Source organism: Roseomonas aeriglobus (assembly GCA_016937575.1).
GTDB classification, from domain to species: Bacteria; Pseudomonadota; Alphaproteobacteria; order Sphingomonadales; family Sphingomonadaceae; genus Sphingomonas; species Sphingomonas aerigloba.
In genome coordinates, this window is the sequence record JAFHKN010000002.1 from 1,682,362 (window position 1) to 1,697,465 (window position 15,104).

Consider the following 15,104-nt stretch of genomic DNA (forward strand, 5'->3'; position numbering starts at 1 on the left):
TTGATCGACCGCACTAATCGGCATCGACGTCCCGGGCCGGCCGGCGCGCGTCCGGCATCGTAATGGCGAGATCGTCGAGACGCTTGCGCAGCGTATTGCGATTGATCCCCATGGCCCGGGCCGCACGCAGCTGGTTCCCGCCGTGCCGTTCGAGCATCGCAACGATCAGCGGCCGTTCGACCTCCGCGATGATGCGATCATAGACAGTGCCGTCGTCCAACGCGCCGACGCGCTCGCCCTCGATCTCGGTGAGGCGCGCGAGGACCGCCGCCTTGATCCCACCCGACGGCACAAGGCCGCTGGACACGGTCGCGCCGAGCATCGTGGCCAGTTCCTCGCGGCCGATCCATTCGTCGCGGCTTAGCGCGGCGAGCCGGCGCATCAGGTTTTCGAGTTCGCGCACATTGCCCGGCCAGTGGTGCGCTTCCAGCAGGGTGACCACGCTGTCGTCGATCCGCTTGTGCGGCAGACCATCGTCCGCCGCGCGGTCGAGGAAATGGCGGGCGAGCAGCGCGATATCCTGCCGCCGCTCGCGCAACGCCGGCAGGGCGATCGGTACGACATTCAGACGGTAGAACAGGTCCTCGCGGAAGCCGCCCGAGGCGACCTGCGCCGCCAGGTCCTTGTTCGTGGCCGCAACGATCCGCACGTCGGCGCGGATGGTGCGCGACCCGCCGACCGTCGTGAATTCGCCCGACTGCAGCACGCGCAGCAACCGGGTCTGTGCGTCCATCGGCATGTCGCCGATCTCGTCGAGGAACAGCGTACCGCCCGCCGCCTGCTCGAACTTACCCGCGACCCGCGCCTGCGCACCGGTAAAGGCTCCACGTTCGTGGCCGAACAGCTCGGCCTCGATCAACTCGCGCGGGATCGCCGCCATGTTCAGCGCGACGAACGGCGCTGCCCGCCGCGCCCCTAGATCATGGATCGCGCGGGCGACGAGTTCCTTTCCGGTACCTGATTCGCCCGACACCAGCACGGTGAGGTCGTTGGAGACGACGCGCGCGATGACGCGGTAGACGCCCTGCATCGCCGGCGACCGGCCGATCAGCGGCAGCGTATCGTCCACCTCTTCGGCGGTCGTCGTTCCCGCGCGGCGAGCCCGCGCGAGCCCACCGGCGACAGCCTGCGCCAGAACGTCGAGATCGAAGGGCTTGGGCAGGTAATCGAACGCGCCGGCCTCGGTCGCGCGGACCGCGGTCGACAGCGTGTTGCGCGCTGACAGCACAATGATCGGCAACGAGGGGTGTTCGGCCAGGACCTGCGGCACCAGGTCGAGCCCGTCGCCGTCGGGCAGTACGACGTCGGTTACCAGCACATCGGGCAACCCCTCGGCGAGCAGAGCCCGTAGCTCGCCGAGCGATGCCGCCGTGGTGACGTCATGACCCTTGCGACGCAGCGCCTCGCCGACGACGGTGCGGATTGCCGTATCGTCGTCGACCACCAGGATCCGGCCGGCAGCCGTCATGTCTTCGCCCTTTGCAGCAACACGCGGAACACCGTCCGCTGCGGTTCGCCCTCGCGGGCATAGGTCACGATCCCGCCCATGTCGCGCACCAGCTTGGCGACGAGCGGCAGGCCCAGGCCCCGCCCCTCCGCCTTGCCCGACACGAACGGCTCGAACAGATGTTCGGCGATGTCGGCGGGTGCGCCAGGCCCGGTGTCGATGACGCTGATCTCGATCGGCAGCGGCAGCCGCGGCCGGCCGGGCGCGGCGCTCGCCGCCATGCCGTGTCGATAGGCGGTCGCGAGCAGGATACGGCGATCCTCGACGCCATCCAGCGCCTCGGCGGCGTTCTTGATCAGGTTCAGCAGTATCTGCGTCAGCGCATCGGCATCGACAAGCGCCGGCGGCAGGGACGGGTCGAACTGCTCGTCGATCGTCACCGCGCGCGCAAAGCCGGCGCGGGCGATCTGCCGCACATGGTCGAGCAGCGGATAGACGTTCCGCGGCTCGAGGTTCAGCGGCCGCGTGTCGGTGAAATCCTGCATCCGGTCGATCAGCGCGGCGATGCGATCGACCTCGGTCGTGATCAGCGCCGTCAGCGGGTTGGCCCCGCCGCCATCGCCCAACAGCTGCGCCGCACCGCGAATGCCCGACAGCGGATTCTTGATCTCGTGTGCCAGCATCGCCGCGGCGCCGATCGCGGCGCGCGCGTTCGCCCGGCGATCGGGCGAGCGGCTGCCAGGCGTCACCCGCACCGTCACCATCGTCCAGCCCGGCCGCTCCGGCACGTCGCATTCGACCAGATCGGCGCGAACCCGGCCGATCCGGCCGAGGCCGATATCGACGTCATATGCGGCAAAGGTCCGCCCTTTGCGACGATCGGTGTAACCCGGAGTGAAGCGGATGAGCGCATCGAGCTCCTGCCCCATCATCGCGCGTTCGGAAAAGTTTAGCAGGGTTTCGCTCGCCGCATTGGCGACGGCGATGCGCCCCCCTGGGTCGACGACCAGCATCGCGACCGGCATCGCGGTGAACAGTTCGTCGAAACCGGGCAGGTCGCGCGAGGTCACGCAGCGGCGCGGTTCGTCCAGGGGGCGTAGAATTCCGCCAGCATCGCCTTCACCGTAGCGCCGTCGGGCACCTTATTCACGGTATTGCGGAACTCGGCCGACCCGTGCAGGCCGCGCGTGTACCAGCCGAGGTGCTTGCGCGCCATCGCGACGCCCGTGTGCTCGCCGTAGAGCGACAGCATGTCGTCGTAATGCGCGACGATCAGGCGGTACTGCTCGTCGAGCGTCGGATCGGGCCGGGGATCGCGCCCTTCGAGCGAATCCATCACCTGGCGCAGCAGCCATGGTTTGCCGTACGCGCCGCGGCCGATCATCACGCCGTCCGCGCCCGACTGGTCGAGCGCGGTGTGAGCGTCCTCGGGCGAACAGATGTCGCCGTTGACGATGACCGGCAGGCTGATCGCCTCCTTCACGCGGCGAACGAACGCCCAGTCAGCCGACCCCTTGTACATCTGGTTGCGCGTCCGGCCGTGGACGGTGATCAGCTTGACGCCCAGATCCTCGGCGATGCGCGAGAGCTCAGGCGCGTTCAGGCTCGAATGGTCCCAGCCCATCCGCATCTTCAGCGTCACGGGCACCTTCACCGCACCGACCACTGCCTTGATCAGCTGGGTCGCCAGCGGCAGGTCGCGCATCAGCGCCGATCCGGCGTCGCCGTTGGTCACCTTACGGACCGGGCAGCCCATGTTGATGTCGACGATCGCCGCACCGCGATCCTCGCTGAGCTTGGCTGCCTCGCCCATTTCATAGGGGGTGCAGCCGACCAGCTGCATCGACACCGGGTCCTCGATCGGGTCCCAGGCGAATTTCTGCAAGCTCTGTCGCGTCTCGCGGATCGCCGCCTGGCTCGCGACCATCTCGGTGACGTTCAGGCCGGAGCCATAGCCCCGCACGACCCGGCGGAACGGCAGGTCGGTCACGCCGGTCATGGGGGCGAGGAAGACGGGCGTGTCGATCCGGACCGGACCGATGTCGATCGGTTTGATGCGCATGGGAATTGCCTGAAATTTGGGCAGCGCATAGCGGAATTGGGCGTATGCGGCAAGGCTGGCGGGCTTCAGCGTCCAGCCCTATGAGGCACGCCCAACACTAACCACCGTCATTCCCGCGAAGGCGGGAATCAATAGTCGCTGAACGCCGTGGGACTCATGGACGCCAGCCAGAATTGATCCCCGCCTCCGCGGGGATGACGGATAGATAGCGATCGAGTCCCGCGCCGATGTCCCCTCCCCGCACCGCCGCCATCATCGTCGCCGCCGGCAAGGGCGAGCGCGCGGGCGGTGACGTGCCGAAGCAGTTCGCTTCCCTCGCCGGCCGGCCGATGCTCGCGCATAGCTACGCCGCGCTCTCGGCGCATCCGGCGATCGGCGACGTCATCGTCGTCATCGGCGCAGGCCAGGAGGATGTCCTTCGCAGCGCAGTCGGTGAGGCCCGCCACGTCATCGGCGGCGCGACGCGGCGTGATTCGGTCCTGGCGGGGCTTGCCGCGGTCGAGGGCGCCGACCGCGTTCTGATCCACGACGCCGCCCGCCCGTTCCTCTCGGCGGCCGTGATCGATCGTTTGCTCGCCGCTCTCGACGACGCGCCCGGCGCGGTCCCCGCCCTGCCCGTCACCGACACGATCGCGCGCGCTGGGTCTGACCTCGGGGATACGATCGACCGCTCGAACGTCGTGCGAGTCCAGACACCGCAGGCGTTCTGGCTCGAGACTCTTCGCGCGGCGCAGGCAGCGTGGCCCGCGGGGCAGGAAGCAACCGATGATGCGCAGGTGCTGCGCGCGCATGGGGGACAGGTCATGACGGTCGAAGGCGATCCGATGCTCGAAAAGGTCACGCACGCGGCCGATTTCGCCGCGGCCGAGGCGCGCCACGCCGCAGCAATGATCTCGCGCAGTGCCAGCGGCTATGACGTCCACCGGCTGGAAGCCGGCGAGGAACTGTGGCTGGGCGGCGTGCTGATTCCGCATGACAAGGGCCTGTCGGGTCATAGCGACGCCGACGTCGCGCTTCACGCCATCACCGACGCCCTGCTAGGCACGATTGCTGCGGGTGACATCGGCAGTCACTTCCCGCCGAGCGATCCACAGTGGAAGGGGGCCGCGTCCGACCAGTTTCTCGCCCACGCCGCCGCGCTGGTCGCGGCACGCGGCGGGGTCGTCGATTTCGTCGATCTGACGATCATTTGCGAAGCGCCGAAGGTCGGCCCGCATCGCGAGTCCATTCGTATGCGGATCGCCGACATCTTGCGGCTGGACGCCAGCCAGGTAAGCGTGAAGGCGACGACCACCGAACGTCTCGGCTTTACCGGCCGCGGCGAGGGAATCGCTGCCCAGGCGGTCGCCACCGTTCGCGTTCCGAAAGTGTAACCTGATGATTCTTCGCCCCCTCCTTGCCGCCACCGCCCTGCTGTCGGCGACGGCTGCCCAGGCACAGGCGCCCGCCTGCATTCCCCAGCCCGAAGCCGAGGCCCTGTTCCTGGCGCTTGCCCCCGCGATGATCGGCAGCGTGGCTTCGACCTGTGCGACGAGCCTGCCGGCGAACGCCTTGCTGCGCCGCCCGGTCGATCAATTGACCGCCAAATATGCCGCCGAGAGCGACGCCGCCTGGCCGCGGGCGAAGGAGGGCTTGCGCAAGCTTCTCGGGCCGCAGGGCGGACAGATGGTGGACAGCGAGCTTGCCCGACCGATGGTCACCTCGATGATTGCGCCGATGCTGGCAAAGGAGATCAAGGCGAAGGATTGCCCGAACATCGACCGCGTTCTGACGCTGATCGATCCGCTGCCGGCAAGGAACACCGCGGCTCTGGTCGTCGCGCTGCTCGATATCTCAGGGGCAGCCAGGCCAAAGGCCGGACGGAAAGCGGACTTTGCCCTGTGTCCGCGCGAGAGCCGGCCGTGACCGAACACCGTGACACGATGCTACCGGCCGAACTGGTCGACGCCGCCCGGCGCGTCATCGACGCCAACCGCGCCGCTGGGCGCCGTATCGCGACTGCGGAGAGCTGCACGGGCGGTCTGGTCGCCGCGGCGCTGACCGAAGTGCCGGGGTCGTCGGACGTCTTTGACGGCGGGCTGATAACCTATTCGAACGAAGCGAAGAGCGCCCTGCTGAAGGTTTCGGGCGACGTGCTCGAGACATTCGGCGCGGTGTCGGTCGCGACGGCATGGCAGATGGCGCAGGGCGCGCTCAGCAAGACCGGCGCCGACGTCGCGGTGGCGATCACCGGCGTGGCCGGGCCAGGCGGCGGGAGTGAGACCAAGCCGGTCGGCACGGTCGTCTTCGCGCGCGCCGAACGCGGCGGCAATCCCGACCATGTCGTCGCCGACACGCGCCACTTCGGCGACCTCGGCCGCGGTGGCGTCCGCCTTCAGGCCGCGCTCTGCGCGCTCGAACTGTTGCTGCCGGAGGCGGACGAGCCGGTCGAGGAATCGCCGTAGAGCTTCGCCGCGCGATCCTCGAACGCGCCGATCATCTTGCGCAGCGCGCGGTCGAAGACCTGGCCGGCGATCATCTCGAACATGCGGTTCTTGAATGCGAAGTCGACGCAGAAATCGACCAGACACCCCCCTGCCCATCCGGCCGGAATTTCCAGTCGTTGCTGAGGTATTGCAGCGGTCCGTCGACGTAATCGACATGGATATGCTCGGGCCGCGTCTTCTGAACCCGCGAGGTGAAGCTCTCGCGCAGGCCCTTGAAGCCGACGATCATGTCGGCGACCATCTCGTTCTCGCTGTCCGAGCGCACCCGGATAGCGCTGACCCACGGCAGGAATTCGGCGTACGAGCGCACGTCGGCCACCAGGTCGAACATCTGCTCCGGCGTATAGGGCAGGTGCCGGGTTTCGTTATGCTTTGGCAAGCTTCGCCTCGCGTGCCGCGCGCATCTTCGCGAAGTCGTCGCCGGCGTGGTAGCTCGACCGCGTCAGTGGCGACGAGGCGACCAGCAAAAAGCCCTTCGCCCGTCCGATCGCGGCATAGGCGTCGAACGCCGCCGGGGTCACGAAATCCTGCACCTTGGCGTGGCGCGGCGTCGGCTGGAGATATTGGCCCATCGTCAGGAAATCGATGTCGGCGCTGCGCATGTCGTCCATCACCTGATGGACCTCCAGTCGCTCTTCGCCGAGACCCAGCATGATACCCGACTTGGTGAAGATCGACGGGTCGAGCTTCTTGACCGACTCCAGCAGCCGCAGCGACGCATAGTAACGCGCGCCCGGACGGATCGTCGGGTAGAGCCGCGGCACGGTTTCCAGATTGTGATTGTACACATCAGGCCGCGCCGCAACGATCGCCTCGACCGCGGCCTCGTGCTTGTTGCGGAAATCGGGGGTCAGGATCTCGATCGTCGTGGTCGGGTTCGCCTTGCGTACCGCCTCGATCACCTTGACGAACTGCGATGCACCGCCGTCGGGCAGGTCGTCGCGGTCGACCGAAGTGATGACGATATGATTGAGCCCCATCTGCGCCGCCGCATCCGCGACGTTGTTGGGCTCGTTCACGTCGACCTTGCGCGGCATGCCCGTCTTGACGTTGCAGAAGGCGCAGGCACGCGTGCAGGTGTCGCCCAGGATCATGACGGTCGCATGCTTCTTCGACCAGCATTCGCCGATGTTCGGGCAAGCCGCTTCCTCGCAGACCGTCGTCAGGCTTTTCGAGCGCATCAGCGCGCGCGTCGCGGCGAAACCGGCGCTGGTCGGGGCCTTGACGCGGATCCAGTCGGGCTTGCGCTGGCGTTCCGGGCGGGCGAGCGGACTCATCTCGTTCATCGCGCGCGAGATAGCCATCGCGGGCGCGTCCGACAATGGTGGAACCGAAGCCGGCAACATATGTTGCCAGCCCGATGCGGGCTTGACGCCCGCCAACGATAGAGGATTTGCATGACCCATTTCTCCGATCTGGTCGACGGCTACTACCGGTTCCGCGGCGGCGAGTGGCTGGAGGAACGCGAACGCTGGAGCGAGCTTGCGGCCGGTCAAAGTCCCAAGGTGATGATCATCGCCTGCTCCGACAGTCGCGTGGACCCGGCCACCATCTTCGGGTCACGCCCGGGGGAGGTCTTCGTGGTGCGCAATGTCGCCGCGCTGGTACCGCCGTTCGACGAATCGGGCGGCCTCCATGGCGTCTCGGCCGCGCTGGAATTTGCCGTCACCAAATTGAAAGTCGAAGAGATACTGGTGCTGGGTCACGGCGCTTGCGGCGGCGTGAACGCGGCGCTCACACAGAGCCTGGCCGATGCAAAACCCGGCGAAGGCGGGTTCGTGGCCGAATGGATCGGCCTGCTCGACGACGCGCGCGAGAAGGTCGTGGCGCAGCACGGCGTGTCGGATGCCGGGCAGACCGCACTGGAGCAGGAGGGCGTCCGCGTCTCGATCGAGAACCTCAAGACCTTCCCGTTCGTGCAGAAGGGGCTGGAAGACGGCTCGCTCAGTATCCATGGCGCCGTCTTCGCGATCGCCGACGGCAAGCTGCGGGTGCTCGAGGGCGACGATCAGTTCGTCCCGGCATGACGGCCCGGCGGGGCGCCCCCGATCAGGCGCCTCGCCATCGCCAGAGGAGCAGCGGCCGGCACAGCAGCACGCCGAGCAGGAAGCCGCCGATGTGCGCCGCCGCGGCGATCGGCATTCCCGCCTGTGCGCTCAGCACGCCGATCGCAAGATTCAGGACGGTCCAGGCGGCGAGCAGCCACAGCACGTGAAGCAGCCAGCCAGGCAGCGGGCCGAGATCGCGCGTCTTCTGCCGCCCATAGAGCAGCGCATAAGCCCCGACGATCGCCGACGCCGCGCCGCTCGCCCCGATCATCGGCACGGGTGACTGCGGCCCGACCGCCCATTGCGCGACACAGGCCGCATAGGCGCCGAGCAGGTAGAGGATCATGACTCCGCGACTGCCCAGCGCGCGTTCGGTGGCGATCCCGCAATAGACGAGCGTGACGAGGTTGAAGGCAAGATGCAGCGGTCCGGCGTGGACCAGCGTGGCGCTCAGCGGGGTCAGGCTGACGGGAAACAGCCCAGGCACGTCACCGGCAAACCCCAGGCTGGCGCGCGCCGGCATGAAACCAGCGTAAAGCGCTGCGTGCTGCTCAAGCCCGAACAGTGTCACGATCAGGCTGACGATCGCGGTGATCCCCGCGATCGCGATCGTGGCGGGGGCGCCCCTAAACAGATACATCGACAAATCCGTTCGTCCTGAGCTTGTCGAAGGACCGTCCTACGACACGCCCGCGCGTTGCCCGCGGCACAGAGTAGAGTGCTTCGACAAGCTCAGCACGAACGGGGGTGTGACCTCAAATTCAGATGAATTCGATCTTGTTGACCAGATAATATCGGTCGCCCGCCGGCACCGATACCTCGACCTCGTCATCGACCTTGCGTCCGATCAGCGCGCGGCCGAGCGGCGAGTTATAGCTGATACGACCGGTTTTCGCGTCCGCTTCGGTCTGGCCGACGATCTGATATTTGATCGGCTTGTCGTCCTCGTCGAGCAGAGTGACGGTCGCGCCGAACACGACCTTGTCGCCCGACAGGTCCTTGGGATCGATGATCTGCGCCCGGGACAGCTTGTCCTCGATGTCGGCGATCGACGCCTCGATCTGGCCCTGCCGTTCCTTTGCCGCATGATATTCGGCGTTTTCGGACAGGTCGCCGTGCGCGCGCGCTTCCTCGATCGCATCGACGATCTGCGGCCGTTCTTCCTTCAGACGCTTCAGATCGGCGTGGAGCTTCTCATAGCCCTCGGCCAGCATCGGCATCTTCTCGACGGTCGCCATGTCCTTAATTCCTCAACGCCCCTTTCCCCAAGCGACCTCCCTGAAAGGCCGCCCGCACATCAACCAGCTTGTGGGGATCAGTTGTGCGACTGCGAATAATAGGCCTGCAGGGGCCGTACTTCAAGGGAGGTGCGTGCCAGCGCCGCGATCGCCTGCGCCGCCGCCACGCTCGCCGAAGCGGTCGTGAAATACGGTACCTTCTGCGCGAGCGCCGACTTGCGGATATCCTGGCTGTCCTTGAGCGACTGCCAGCCTTCGGTCGTGTTGAAGATCAGCGCCACATCGCCGTCGCGGATGCGATCGACGATGTTCGGGCGGCCCTGCGCGACTTTCAGCACCGGCTCCACGGTCACGCCGTTCGCCAGCAGATAATCCGCCGTGCCGCCGGTCGCGATGATGGTGAAACCCTGTTCGGCCAGGATGCGCACGCCCGGCAGGACGACCGGCTTGTCGCTATCCTTGACGCTGACGAACACCGTGCCGCCCTTTGGCAGGACCGTCCCCGCCCCGAGCTGCGCCTTGGCAAAGGCGATGTCGAAATCGCGATCGATTCCCATGACTTCGCCGGTCGACTTCATTTCCGGTGACAGGACCGGATCGACGCCGGGGAAGCGGTTGAACGGGAAGACGGCTTCCTTGACCGCGATATGGCCTTGCGCCGTGTTGATCTTCGGCAGATCAGCCAGCTTCTCGCCGGCCATCACGCGGCTTGCGATCTTTGCGATCGGCGATCCCACCGCCTTGGCGACGAACGGCACCGTGCGGCTGGCGCGCGGGTTGACCTCGATGAGGTACACGACGCCGTCCTTCACCGCGAACTGGATATTCATCAGTCCGACGACGCCCAGCGCGCGGGCTAGGCTATCGGCCTGCCGCTCGATCTCGGCGATCAAGTCGGCGGGCAGGCTGTACGGCGGCAGGGTGCAGGCGCTGTCGCCAGAGTGCACGCCGGCTTCCTCGATATGCTGCATCACGCCGGCCACGACCACATCGGTGCCGTCGCAGATCGCATCGACGTCGACTTCGATCGCGTCGCGCAAATAGCTGTCGATCAGCACCGGCGAGTCGCCCGACACCTGCACCGCGGTCTGGATATAGTTGTCGAGCTGGGCGACGGTATCGACCACTTCCATGGCGCGCCCGCCGAGCACATAGCTCGGGCGCATCAGCACCGGGTAACCGATCCGCTCGGCCACCGCGATCGCCTCTTCACGGCTGCGCGCGATGCCGTTGGCCGGCTGCTTGAGGCCGAGCTTGGCGACGAGGGCTGCAAAGCGCTCGCGGTCCTCCGCCAGATCGATCGCGTCCGGGCTGGTCCCCAGGATCGGGATGCCGGCGGCTTCCAGCGCCTTGGCGAGGTTGAGCGGCGTCTGCCCGCCGAACTGGACGATCACGCCGACCAGCTCGCCCGACTGCTGTTCGACGTGCAGGATCTCCAGCACGTCCTCGGCGGTCAGCGGCTCGAAATAGAGGCGGTCGGACGTGTCATAGTCGGTGCTGACCGTTTCCGGGTTGCAGTTGACCATGATCGTCTCGAAGCCTGCGTCCGCCAGCGCGAAGCAGGCGTGGCAGCAGCAGTAATCGAATTCGATCCCCTGCCCGATCCGGTTCGGACCACCGCCCAGGATCACGATCTTGCGCCGATCCGACGGCATCGCCTCGTTCTCGGGTTCGCCGAAGCTGGGCGCTTCGTAGGTCGAGTACATGTACGGCGTCTTGGCGTCGAATTCGGCCGCGCATGTGTCGATCCGCTTGAAGACCGGACGCACGCCCAGCTTCAGACGGTGCTCGCGCACCTCATCCTCAGTGACGCCACCGGTCATCGCCTTGACCGCTTCGTGGATCAGGCCCGACCCGCGCGCGATGCCGCGCTGCATGCCGCGCAGATTGGCCGACTGCAGCGCCAGCCACGCCAGACGCTTGTCGCTGAAGCCCATCGCCTTCAGCCGGCGCATGCCGACCGCGTCGATCGGCAGGCCGTTGGTGCAGACTTCCTTCTCGGCCTCGACGATCTCGGCGATCCGCTCCAGGAACCAGGGATCGAACTTGGCGATCGCGTGGACTTCGGCAACCGTGAAGCCTTCGCGCAGCGCCTGCGCCGCGACCAGCAAACGGTCGGGCGTCGCGACGGCGAGCGCCGCCTCGATCTCCTCGCGCGGGCGGCCGGCGATCCGGTCGACCGTGTTGAAGCCGCTCAGGCCCGTCTCAAGTCCACGCAGCGCCTTCTGCATCGATTCGTGGATGTTGCGGCCGATCGCCATGACTTCGCCGACCGACTTCATCGCGGTGCCCAGCGTCGCTTCGGCGCCCTTGAACTTCTCGAAGGCGAAGCGCGGGATCTTGGTGACGACGTAATCGATCGTCGGCTCGAACGACGCCGGCGTCGCGCCGGTGATGTCGTTGGTGATTTCATCGAGCGTATAGCCGACCGCCAGTTTCGCCGCGACCTTGGCGATGGGGAAGCCGGTGGCCTTCGACGCCAGCGCCGACGAGCGGCTGACGCGCGGATTCATCTCGATGACGATCAGGCGGCCGTCCTTCGGATTGACCGAGAACTGTACGTTCGAACCGCCTGTTTCGACGCCGATTTCCCGGAGGACCGCGATCGATGCATTACGCATGATCTGATATTCCTTGTCGGTCAGCGTCAGCGCCGGGGCGACCGTGATCGAGTCGCCCGTATGGACGCCCATCGGGTCGATATTCTCGATCGAACAGACGATGATCGCGTTATCCGCACGGTCGCGGACCACCTCCATCTCATATTCCTTCCAGCCGAGCAGCGATTCCTCGATCAGCACTTCGGTGGTCGGCGACAGGTCCAGCCCCTTGCGGACGATCTCGACGAACTCCTCGCGGTTGTAGGCGATGCCCCCGCCGGTGCCGCCCAGCGTGAAGCTCGGACGGATGACGGCGGGCAGGCCGGTGAACTCCAGCCCTTCCAGCGCCTCTTCCAGCGTGTGCGCGATGGCCGAACGGGCGCTTTCCAGCCCGATCTTGGTCATGGCTTCCTTGAACTTCTGGCGGTCCTCGGCCTTGTCGATCGCCTCGGCATCGGCGCCGATCATCGTGACGCCGAACTTTTCCAGCGTGCCGTCGTGGAACAGCGCCAGCGCGGTGTTCAGCGCGGTCTGCCCGCCCATCGTCGGCAGGACGGCGTCGGGCCGCTCCTTCTCGATGATCTTGGCGACCACCTCGGGCGTGATCGGCTCGACATAGGTCGCGTCGGCCAGATCCGGATCGGTCATGATCGTCGCCGGATTGCTGTTCACCAGGACGATGCGATAGCCCTCTTCCTTCAGCGCCTTGATCGCCTGCGTGCCCGAATAATCAAACTCGCACGCCTGCCCGATAATGATCGGACCCGCGCCGATGACGAGAATGGAGGAGATGTCGGTGCGTTTTGGCATTAGGAGTTAATCACTTTCCAAATGACGTCGAGCAGCTTCTTCGCCAACTCACCAATTGCGGCGCCACTAAATTTCTCAGCTAAATATCTTAGCGGAGTGGCCAAAACACCGACCAGAGCCTCTAAACGAACCCGCCTTGATCGAATGACGCTTTTACCAGCTTCAAACTCTGCTACGATACGATCCTTTTGATCGCCTAAGGCACTCCCCGCTTCGTTAGACTGTGCTATTTCGCGACCGATCTCGTCTAACCCGTCCGCAATGGAGCTTCGCTGATTATCTGTGAGAGTAACTACTCTATCGGAAGCAGGCACTCCCTCCACGGGATTTTCGCTTTTAAGCAAAGCTCGAATAAGTGTTTCGGCCGCCTCCCAGCCCTTTGCAGTCAGCGTGTAATACGGCCCGTCTTCATCATATGACGACTCGTTCACCAGGCTGTCCTCATCTAGTGAGGCCATTACTTTCCGCAGGAAAACCTTACCGACCTTTGACCCGATAAGCTGCTGTATTTCCTGGATGCCATAGTACTCTTGAGAGTCGCTGACGTAACTCGCGCGATATATCGCAGTGAGCGCCTCATTTCGCGCCGAGTTGAAGGAAAGGAACACGTCAGCCACGAGCTTCACTCACAAACCGCTCGAACAGATAAAAGCTATCCTGCGGCCCCGGGCTGGCCTCGGGGTGGTACTGCACCGAAAACGCCTTGCGGTCGGTCAGCTCCAGCCCGGCGTTGCTGCCGTCGAACAGCGACACGTGAGTTTCGCGCGCGTTGGCGGGCAGGCTGTCGCGTTCGACAGCGAAGCCGTGGTTCATCGACGTGATCTCGACCGCGCCGTCCTCCAGCCGCTTGACCGGATGGTTGGCCCCGCGGTGGCCCTGGAACATCTTGGTCGTGCGCGCGCCGACTGCGAGCGCGAGCAGCTGGTGGCCCAGGCAGATGCCGAACAGCGGCTTGGTCGTAGCGAGCAGCTGCTGGATCACCGGCACCGCATATTCGCCGGTCGCGGCAGGATCGCCTGGGCCGTTCGACAGGAAAATGCCGTCCGGGTTCAGCGCCATGATCTCGTCATAGGTCGCGGTCGCAGGGACCACCGATACCTTAGCTCCCGCCTTAACAAGGTTGCGGAAGATATTGTGTTTGCTGCCGTAATCGATCGCGACGACGTGCGGGCGAAAACCGGCTTTGGTGTGAACTTCGTGACCTTCGCCATCATAGCCGAAACCCAGCCGCCACACGCCGCCGGCGCGGTCCTCGCCCCAGCCGCCATGCGTCTCGCGCGTCACCGCCTTGGCGAGGTCCATGCCCTCCAGCCCCGGCCATTCGCGCGCCATCTGCTGGAGCAGCGACACGTCGAACTCGCCGCTGGCCGAATGCGCGATCACCCCGTTCGGCGCCCCGCCGACACGGATGCGGCGGGTCAGCGCACGGGTGTCGATGCCCGCCAGGCCGATCCGCGCATGCTTCTTCATCCAACGGTCGAGATGTTCGGCCGAACGGAAGTTGGACGGCTCGGTCACATCCTCGCGCACGATCATGCCGAGCGCATGGGGGTTGTCCGCCTCTACGTCGTCGGGGTTCGCGCCGACGTTGCCGATGTGCGGGAAGGTGAAGCAGATCATCTGGCCCGCAAACGACGGGTCGGTCATGATCTCCTGATATCCGGTCATCGCCGTGTGAAAGCACACTTCGCCGACCGCCTGGCCTTCGGCGCCGAATCCTCGGCCCCACACGACCTCGCCGGATGCGAGGACTAGGACGCCGGTGGCGCCTTCGGGCACGGCGATGGGATCGGCGGCAGCCATGTCGGGCGGTCACTCCTGCGTCGGTTGTTGCAATGTCGCTAAGGCGCCGCCGCTAGGCCCCCTCGCCCGATCCGTCAACCGGCGGTATGGGCTTTCCCCATGATTCGTGACGATATCAAAGCCGCCCAGATCGCCGCCATGAAAGCCGGCGACAAGGATTCCCGCAACGCGATCAGCCTGATCCAGGCCGCGATCAAGAACCGCGACATCGAAGCGCGCACCGGAAAGGCGCCCGACAGCGACGACGCGCTGGTGGTCGAAGTGCTGCAGAGGATGGTGAAGCAGCGCCGCGAATCGATCGAGATGTACGAGAAAGGCGGCCGACCGGAACTGGCTGCAGCCGAGGCAGCCGAAGTCGCGGTGATCGAGCGTTTCCTGCCGGCAGTCATGTCGGACGCTGAAACGACCGCAGCGATCGAGGCGATCAAGGCCGAGATTGGCGCGGCCGGCATGAAGGACATGGGCCGCGTAATGGCGGAACTGAAGGCGCGCCACGCGGCGAACCTCGATATGGCGAAGGCGAGCGGGCTGGTGAAGGCGGCACTGGGGTAAGTCATCGCGGCCTGGCCCTAGACTACGCTCGGGACGAACGGATGGGGTGGGCCCGCGC

14 protein-coding genes and 1 pseudogene are annotated in these 15,104 nt (G+C 66.0%); 5 read left to right on the forward strand and 10 right to left on the reverse strand.

What is annotated here, in order from left to right:
* Window positions 1-13: 13 nt before the first annotated feature.
* From ntrC to dusB, 3 genes are read right to left on the reverse strand one after another with little or no spacing between them, the layout of a single operon-like run.
* Window positions 14-1,468: a nitrogen regulation protein NR(I) gene (gene ntrC / locus JW805_08470; protein ID MBN2972050.1), complete on the reverse strand. Its 1,455-nt coding sequence runs from the start codon at window positions 1,466-1,468 to the stop codon at window positions 14-16.
* The gene (locus JW805_08475; protein MBN2972051.1) at window positions 1,465-2,517 is read right to left on the reverse strand and encodes a two-component sensor histidine kinase; all 1,053 of its coding nucleotides are present in this window, start codon (window positions 2,515-2,517) and stop codon (window positions 1,465-1,467) included. The genes ntrC and JW805_08475 overlap by 4 nt, the downstream gene beginning before the upstream one ends.
* A complete protein-coding gene (gene dusB / locus JW805_08480; GenBank protein ID MBN2972052.1) occupies window positions 2,514-3,509 on the reverse strand; it encodes a tRNA dihydrouridine synthase DusB in 996 nt (331 codons plus the stop codon). Before dusB ends, JW805_08475 begins: the two co-directional genes overlap by 4 nt.
* A 227-nt stretch (window positions 3,510-3,736) precedes the next feature.
* On the opposite strand from dusB, the gene JW805_08485 reads away from it, so the two are divergent.
* The 3 genes from JW805_08485 to JW805_08495 are packed head-to-tail and all read left to right on the forward strand — an operon-like array spanning window position 3,737 to window position 5,953.
* Window positions 3,737-4,882 carry a bifunctional 2-C-methyl-D-erythritol 4-phosphate cytidylyltransferase/2-C-methyl-D-erythritol 2,4-cyclodiphosphate synthase gene (locus tag JW805_08485; protein ID MBN2972053.1) on the forward strand — a complete coding sequence of 382 codons (1,146 nt, stop codon included), beginning with the start codon at window positions 3,737-3,739 and terminating at the stop codon, window positions 4,880-4,882.
* A 4-nt stretch (window positions 4,883-4,886) separates the two neighbouring features.
* A complete protein-coding gene (locus JW805_08490; protein ID MBN2972054.1) occupies window positions 4,887-5,414 on the forward strand; it encodes a hypothetical protein in 528 nt (175 codons plus the stop codon).
* A gap of 17 nt (window positions 5,415-5,431) precedes the next feature.
* Window positions 5,432-5,953, forward strand: a complete 522-nt coding sequence (locus JW805_08495) for a CinA family protein (protein ID MBN2972055.1) — start codon at window positions 5,432-5,434, stop codon at window positions 5,951-5,953.
* Here JW805_08495 and JW805_08500 read toward each other — a convergent pair.
* Window positions 5,884-6,374: pseudogene (locus JW805_08500) on the reverse strand (type II toxin-antitoxin system RatA family toxin). The gene JW805_08495 and the pseudogene JW805_08500 overlap by 70 nt on opposite strands.
* The gene (gene lipA / locus JW805_08505) at window positions 6,361-7,299 is read right to left on the reverse strand and encodes a lipoyl synthase (protein ID MBN2972056.1); all 939 of its coding nucleotides are present in this window, start codon (window positions 7,297-7,299) and stop codon (window positions 6,361-6,363) included. Before lipA ends, JW805_08500 begins: the two are co-directional and overlap by 14 nt.
* A gap of 93 nt (window positions 7,300-7,392) precedes the next feature.
* Between lipA and JW805_08510 the strand changes: the two genes are divergently transcribed.
* Window positions 7,393-8,022: a carbonic anhydrase gene (locus JW805_08510; GenBank protein ID MBN2972057.1), complete on the forward strand. Its 630-nt coding sequence runs from the start codon at window positions 7,393-7,395 to the stop codon at window positions 8,020-8,022.
* 22 nt (window positions 8,023-8,044) lie between these two features.
* Here JW805_08510 and JW805_08515 read toward each other — a convergent pair whose 3' ends face one another.
* From JW805_08515 to carA, 5 genes are all read right to left on the reverse strand, one after another.
* Window positions 8,045-8,683, reverse strand: coding sequence for a rhomboid family intramembrane serine protease (locus tag JW805_08515; GenBank protein ID MBN2972058.1), 639 nt, complete (start codon window positions 8,681-8,683; stop codon window positions 8,045-8,047).
* 121 nt (window positions 8,684-8,804) lie between these two features.
* Window positions 8,805-9,281 carry a transcription elongation factor GreA gene (gene greA / locus JW805_08520; protein ID MBN2972059.1) on the reverse strand — a complete coding sequence of 159 codons (477 nt, stop codon included), beginning with the start codon at window positions 9,279-9,281 and terminating at the stop codon, window positions 8,805-8,807.
* A gap of 77 nt (window positions 9,282-9,358) precedes the next feature.
* A complete protein-coding gene (gene carB, locus JW805_08525; GenBank protein MBN2972060.1) occupies window positions 9,359-12,691 on the reverse strand; it encodes a carbamoyl-phosphate synthase large subunit in 3,333 nt (1,110 codons plus the stop codon).
* The gene (locus JW805_08530; GenBank protein MBN2972061.1) at window positions 12,691-13,308 is read right to left on the reverse strand and encodes a hypothetical protein; all 618 of its coding nucleotides are present in this window, start codon (window positions 13,306-13,308) and stop codon (window positions 12,691-12,693) included. Before JW805_08530 ends, carB begins: the two co-directional genes overlap by 1 nt.
* Window positions 13,301-14,494, reverse strand: a complete 1,194-nt coding sequence (carA, locus tag JW805_08535) for a glutamine-hydrolyzing carbamoyl-phosphate synthase small subunit (GenBank protein ID MBN2972062.1) — start codon at window positions 14,492-14,494, stop codon at window positions 13,301-13,303. Before carA ends, JW805_08530 begins: the two co-directional genes overlap by 8 nt.
* A gap of 99 nt (window positions 14,495-14,593) precedes the next feature.
* Between carA and JW805_08540 the strand changes: the two genes are divergently transcribed.
* On the forward strand, window positions 14,594-15,046 hold the full coding sequence (locus tag JW805_08540) for a GatB/YqeY domain-containing protein (GenBank protein MBN2972063.1): 453 nt from the start codon (window positions 14,594-14,596) through the stop codon (window positions 15,044-15,046).
* Window positions 15,047-15,104 lie beyond the last annotated feature (58 nt).

Coding starts and splice junctions, on each gene's coding strand:
- ntrC (MBN2972050.1), bottom strand. CDS start 1,468: ATGACGGCTGCCGGCCGGATCCTGGTGGTCGACGACGATACGGCAATC.
- dusB (MBN2972052.1), bottom strand. CDS start 3,509: ATGCGCATCAAACCGATCGACATCGGTCCGGTCCGGATCGACACGCCC.
- JW805_08485 (MBN2972053.1), top strand. CDS start 3,737: ATGTCCCCTCCCCGCACCGCCGCCATCATCGTCGCCGCCGGCAAGGGC.
- JW805_08490 (MBN2972054.1), top strand. CDS start 4,887: ATGATTCTTCGCCCCCTCCTTGCCGCCACCGCCCTGCTGTCGGCGACG.
- JW805_08495 (MBN2972055.1), top strand. CDS start 5,432: ATGCTACCGGCCGAACTGGTCGACGCCGCCCGGCGCGTCATCGACGCC.
- lipA (MBN2972056.1), bottom strand. CDS start 7,299: ATGGCTATCTCGCGCGCGATGAACGAGATGAGTCCGCTCGCCCGCCCG.
- JW805_08510 (MBN2972057.1), top strand. CDS start 7,393: ATGACCCATTTCTCCGATCTGGTCGACGGCTACTACCGGTTCCGCGGC.
- JW805_08515 (MBN2972058.1), bottom strand. CDS start 8,683: ATGTATCTGTTTAGGGGCGCCCCCGCCACGATCGCGATCGCGGGGATC.
- greA (MBN2972059.1), bottom strand. CDS start 9,281: ATGGCGACCGTCGAGAAGATGCCGATGCTGGCCGAGGGCTATGAGAAG.
- carB (MBN2972060.1), bottom strand. CDS start 12,691: ATGCCAAAACGCACCGACATCTCCTCCATTCTCGTCATCGGCGCGGGT.
- carA (MBN2972062.1), bottom strand. CDS start 14,494: ATGGCTGCCGCCGATCCCATCGCCGTGCCCGAAGGCGCCACCGGCGTC.
- JW805_08540 (MBN2972063.1), top strand. CDS start 14,594: ATGATTCGTGACGATATCAAAGCCGCCCAGATCGCCGCCATGAAAGCC.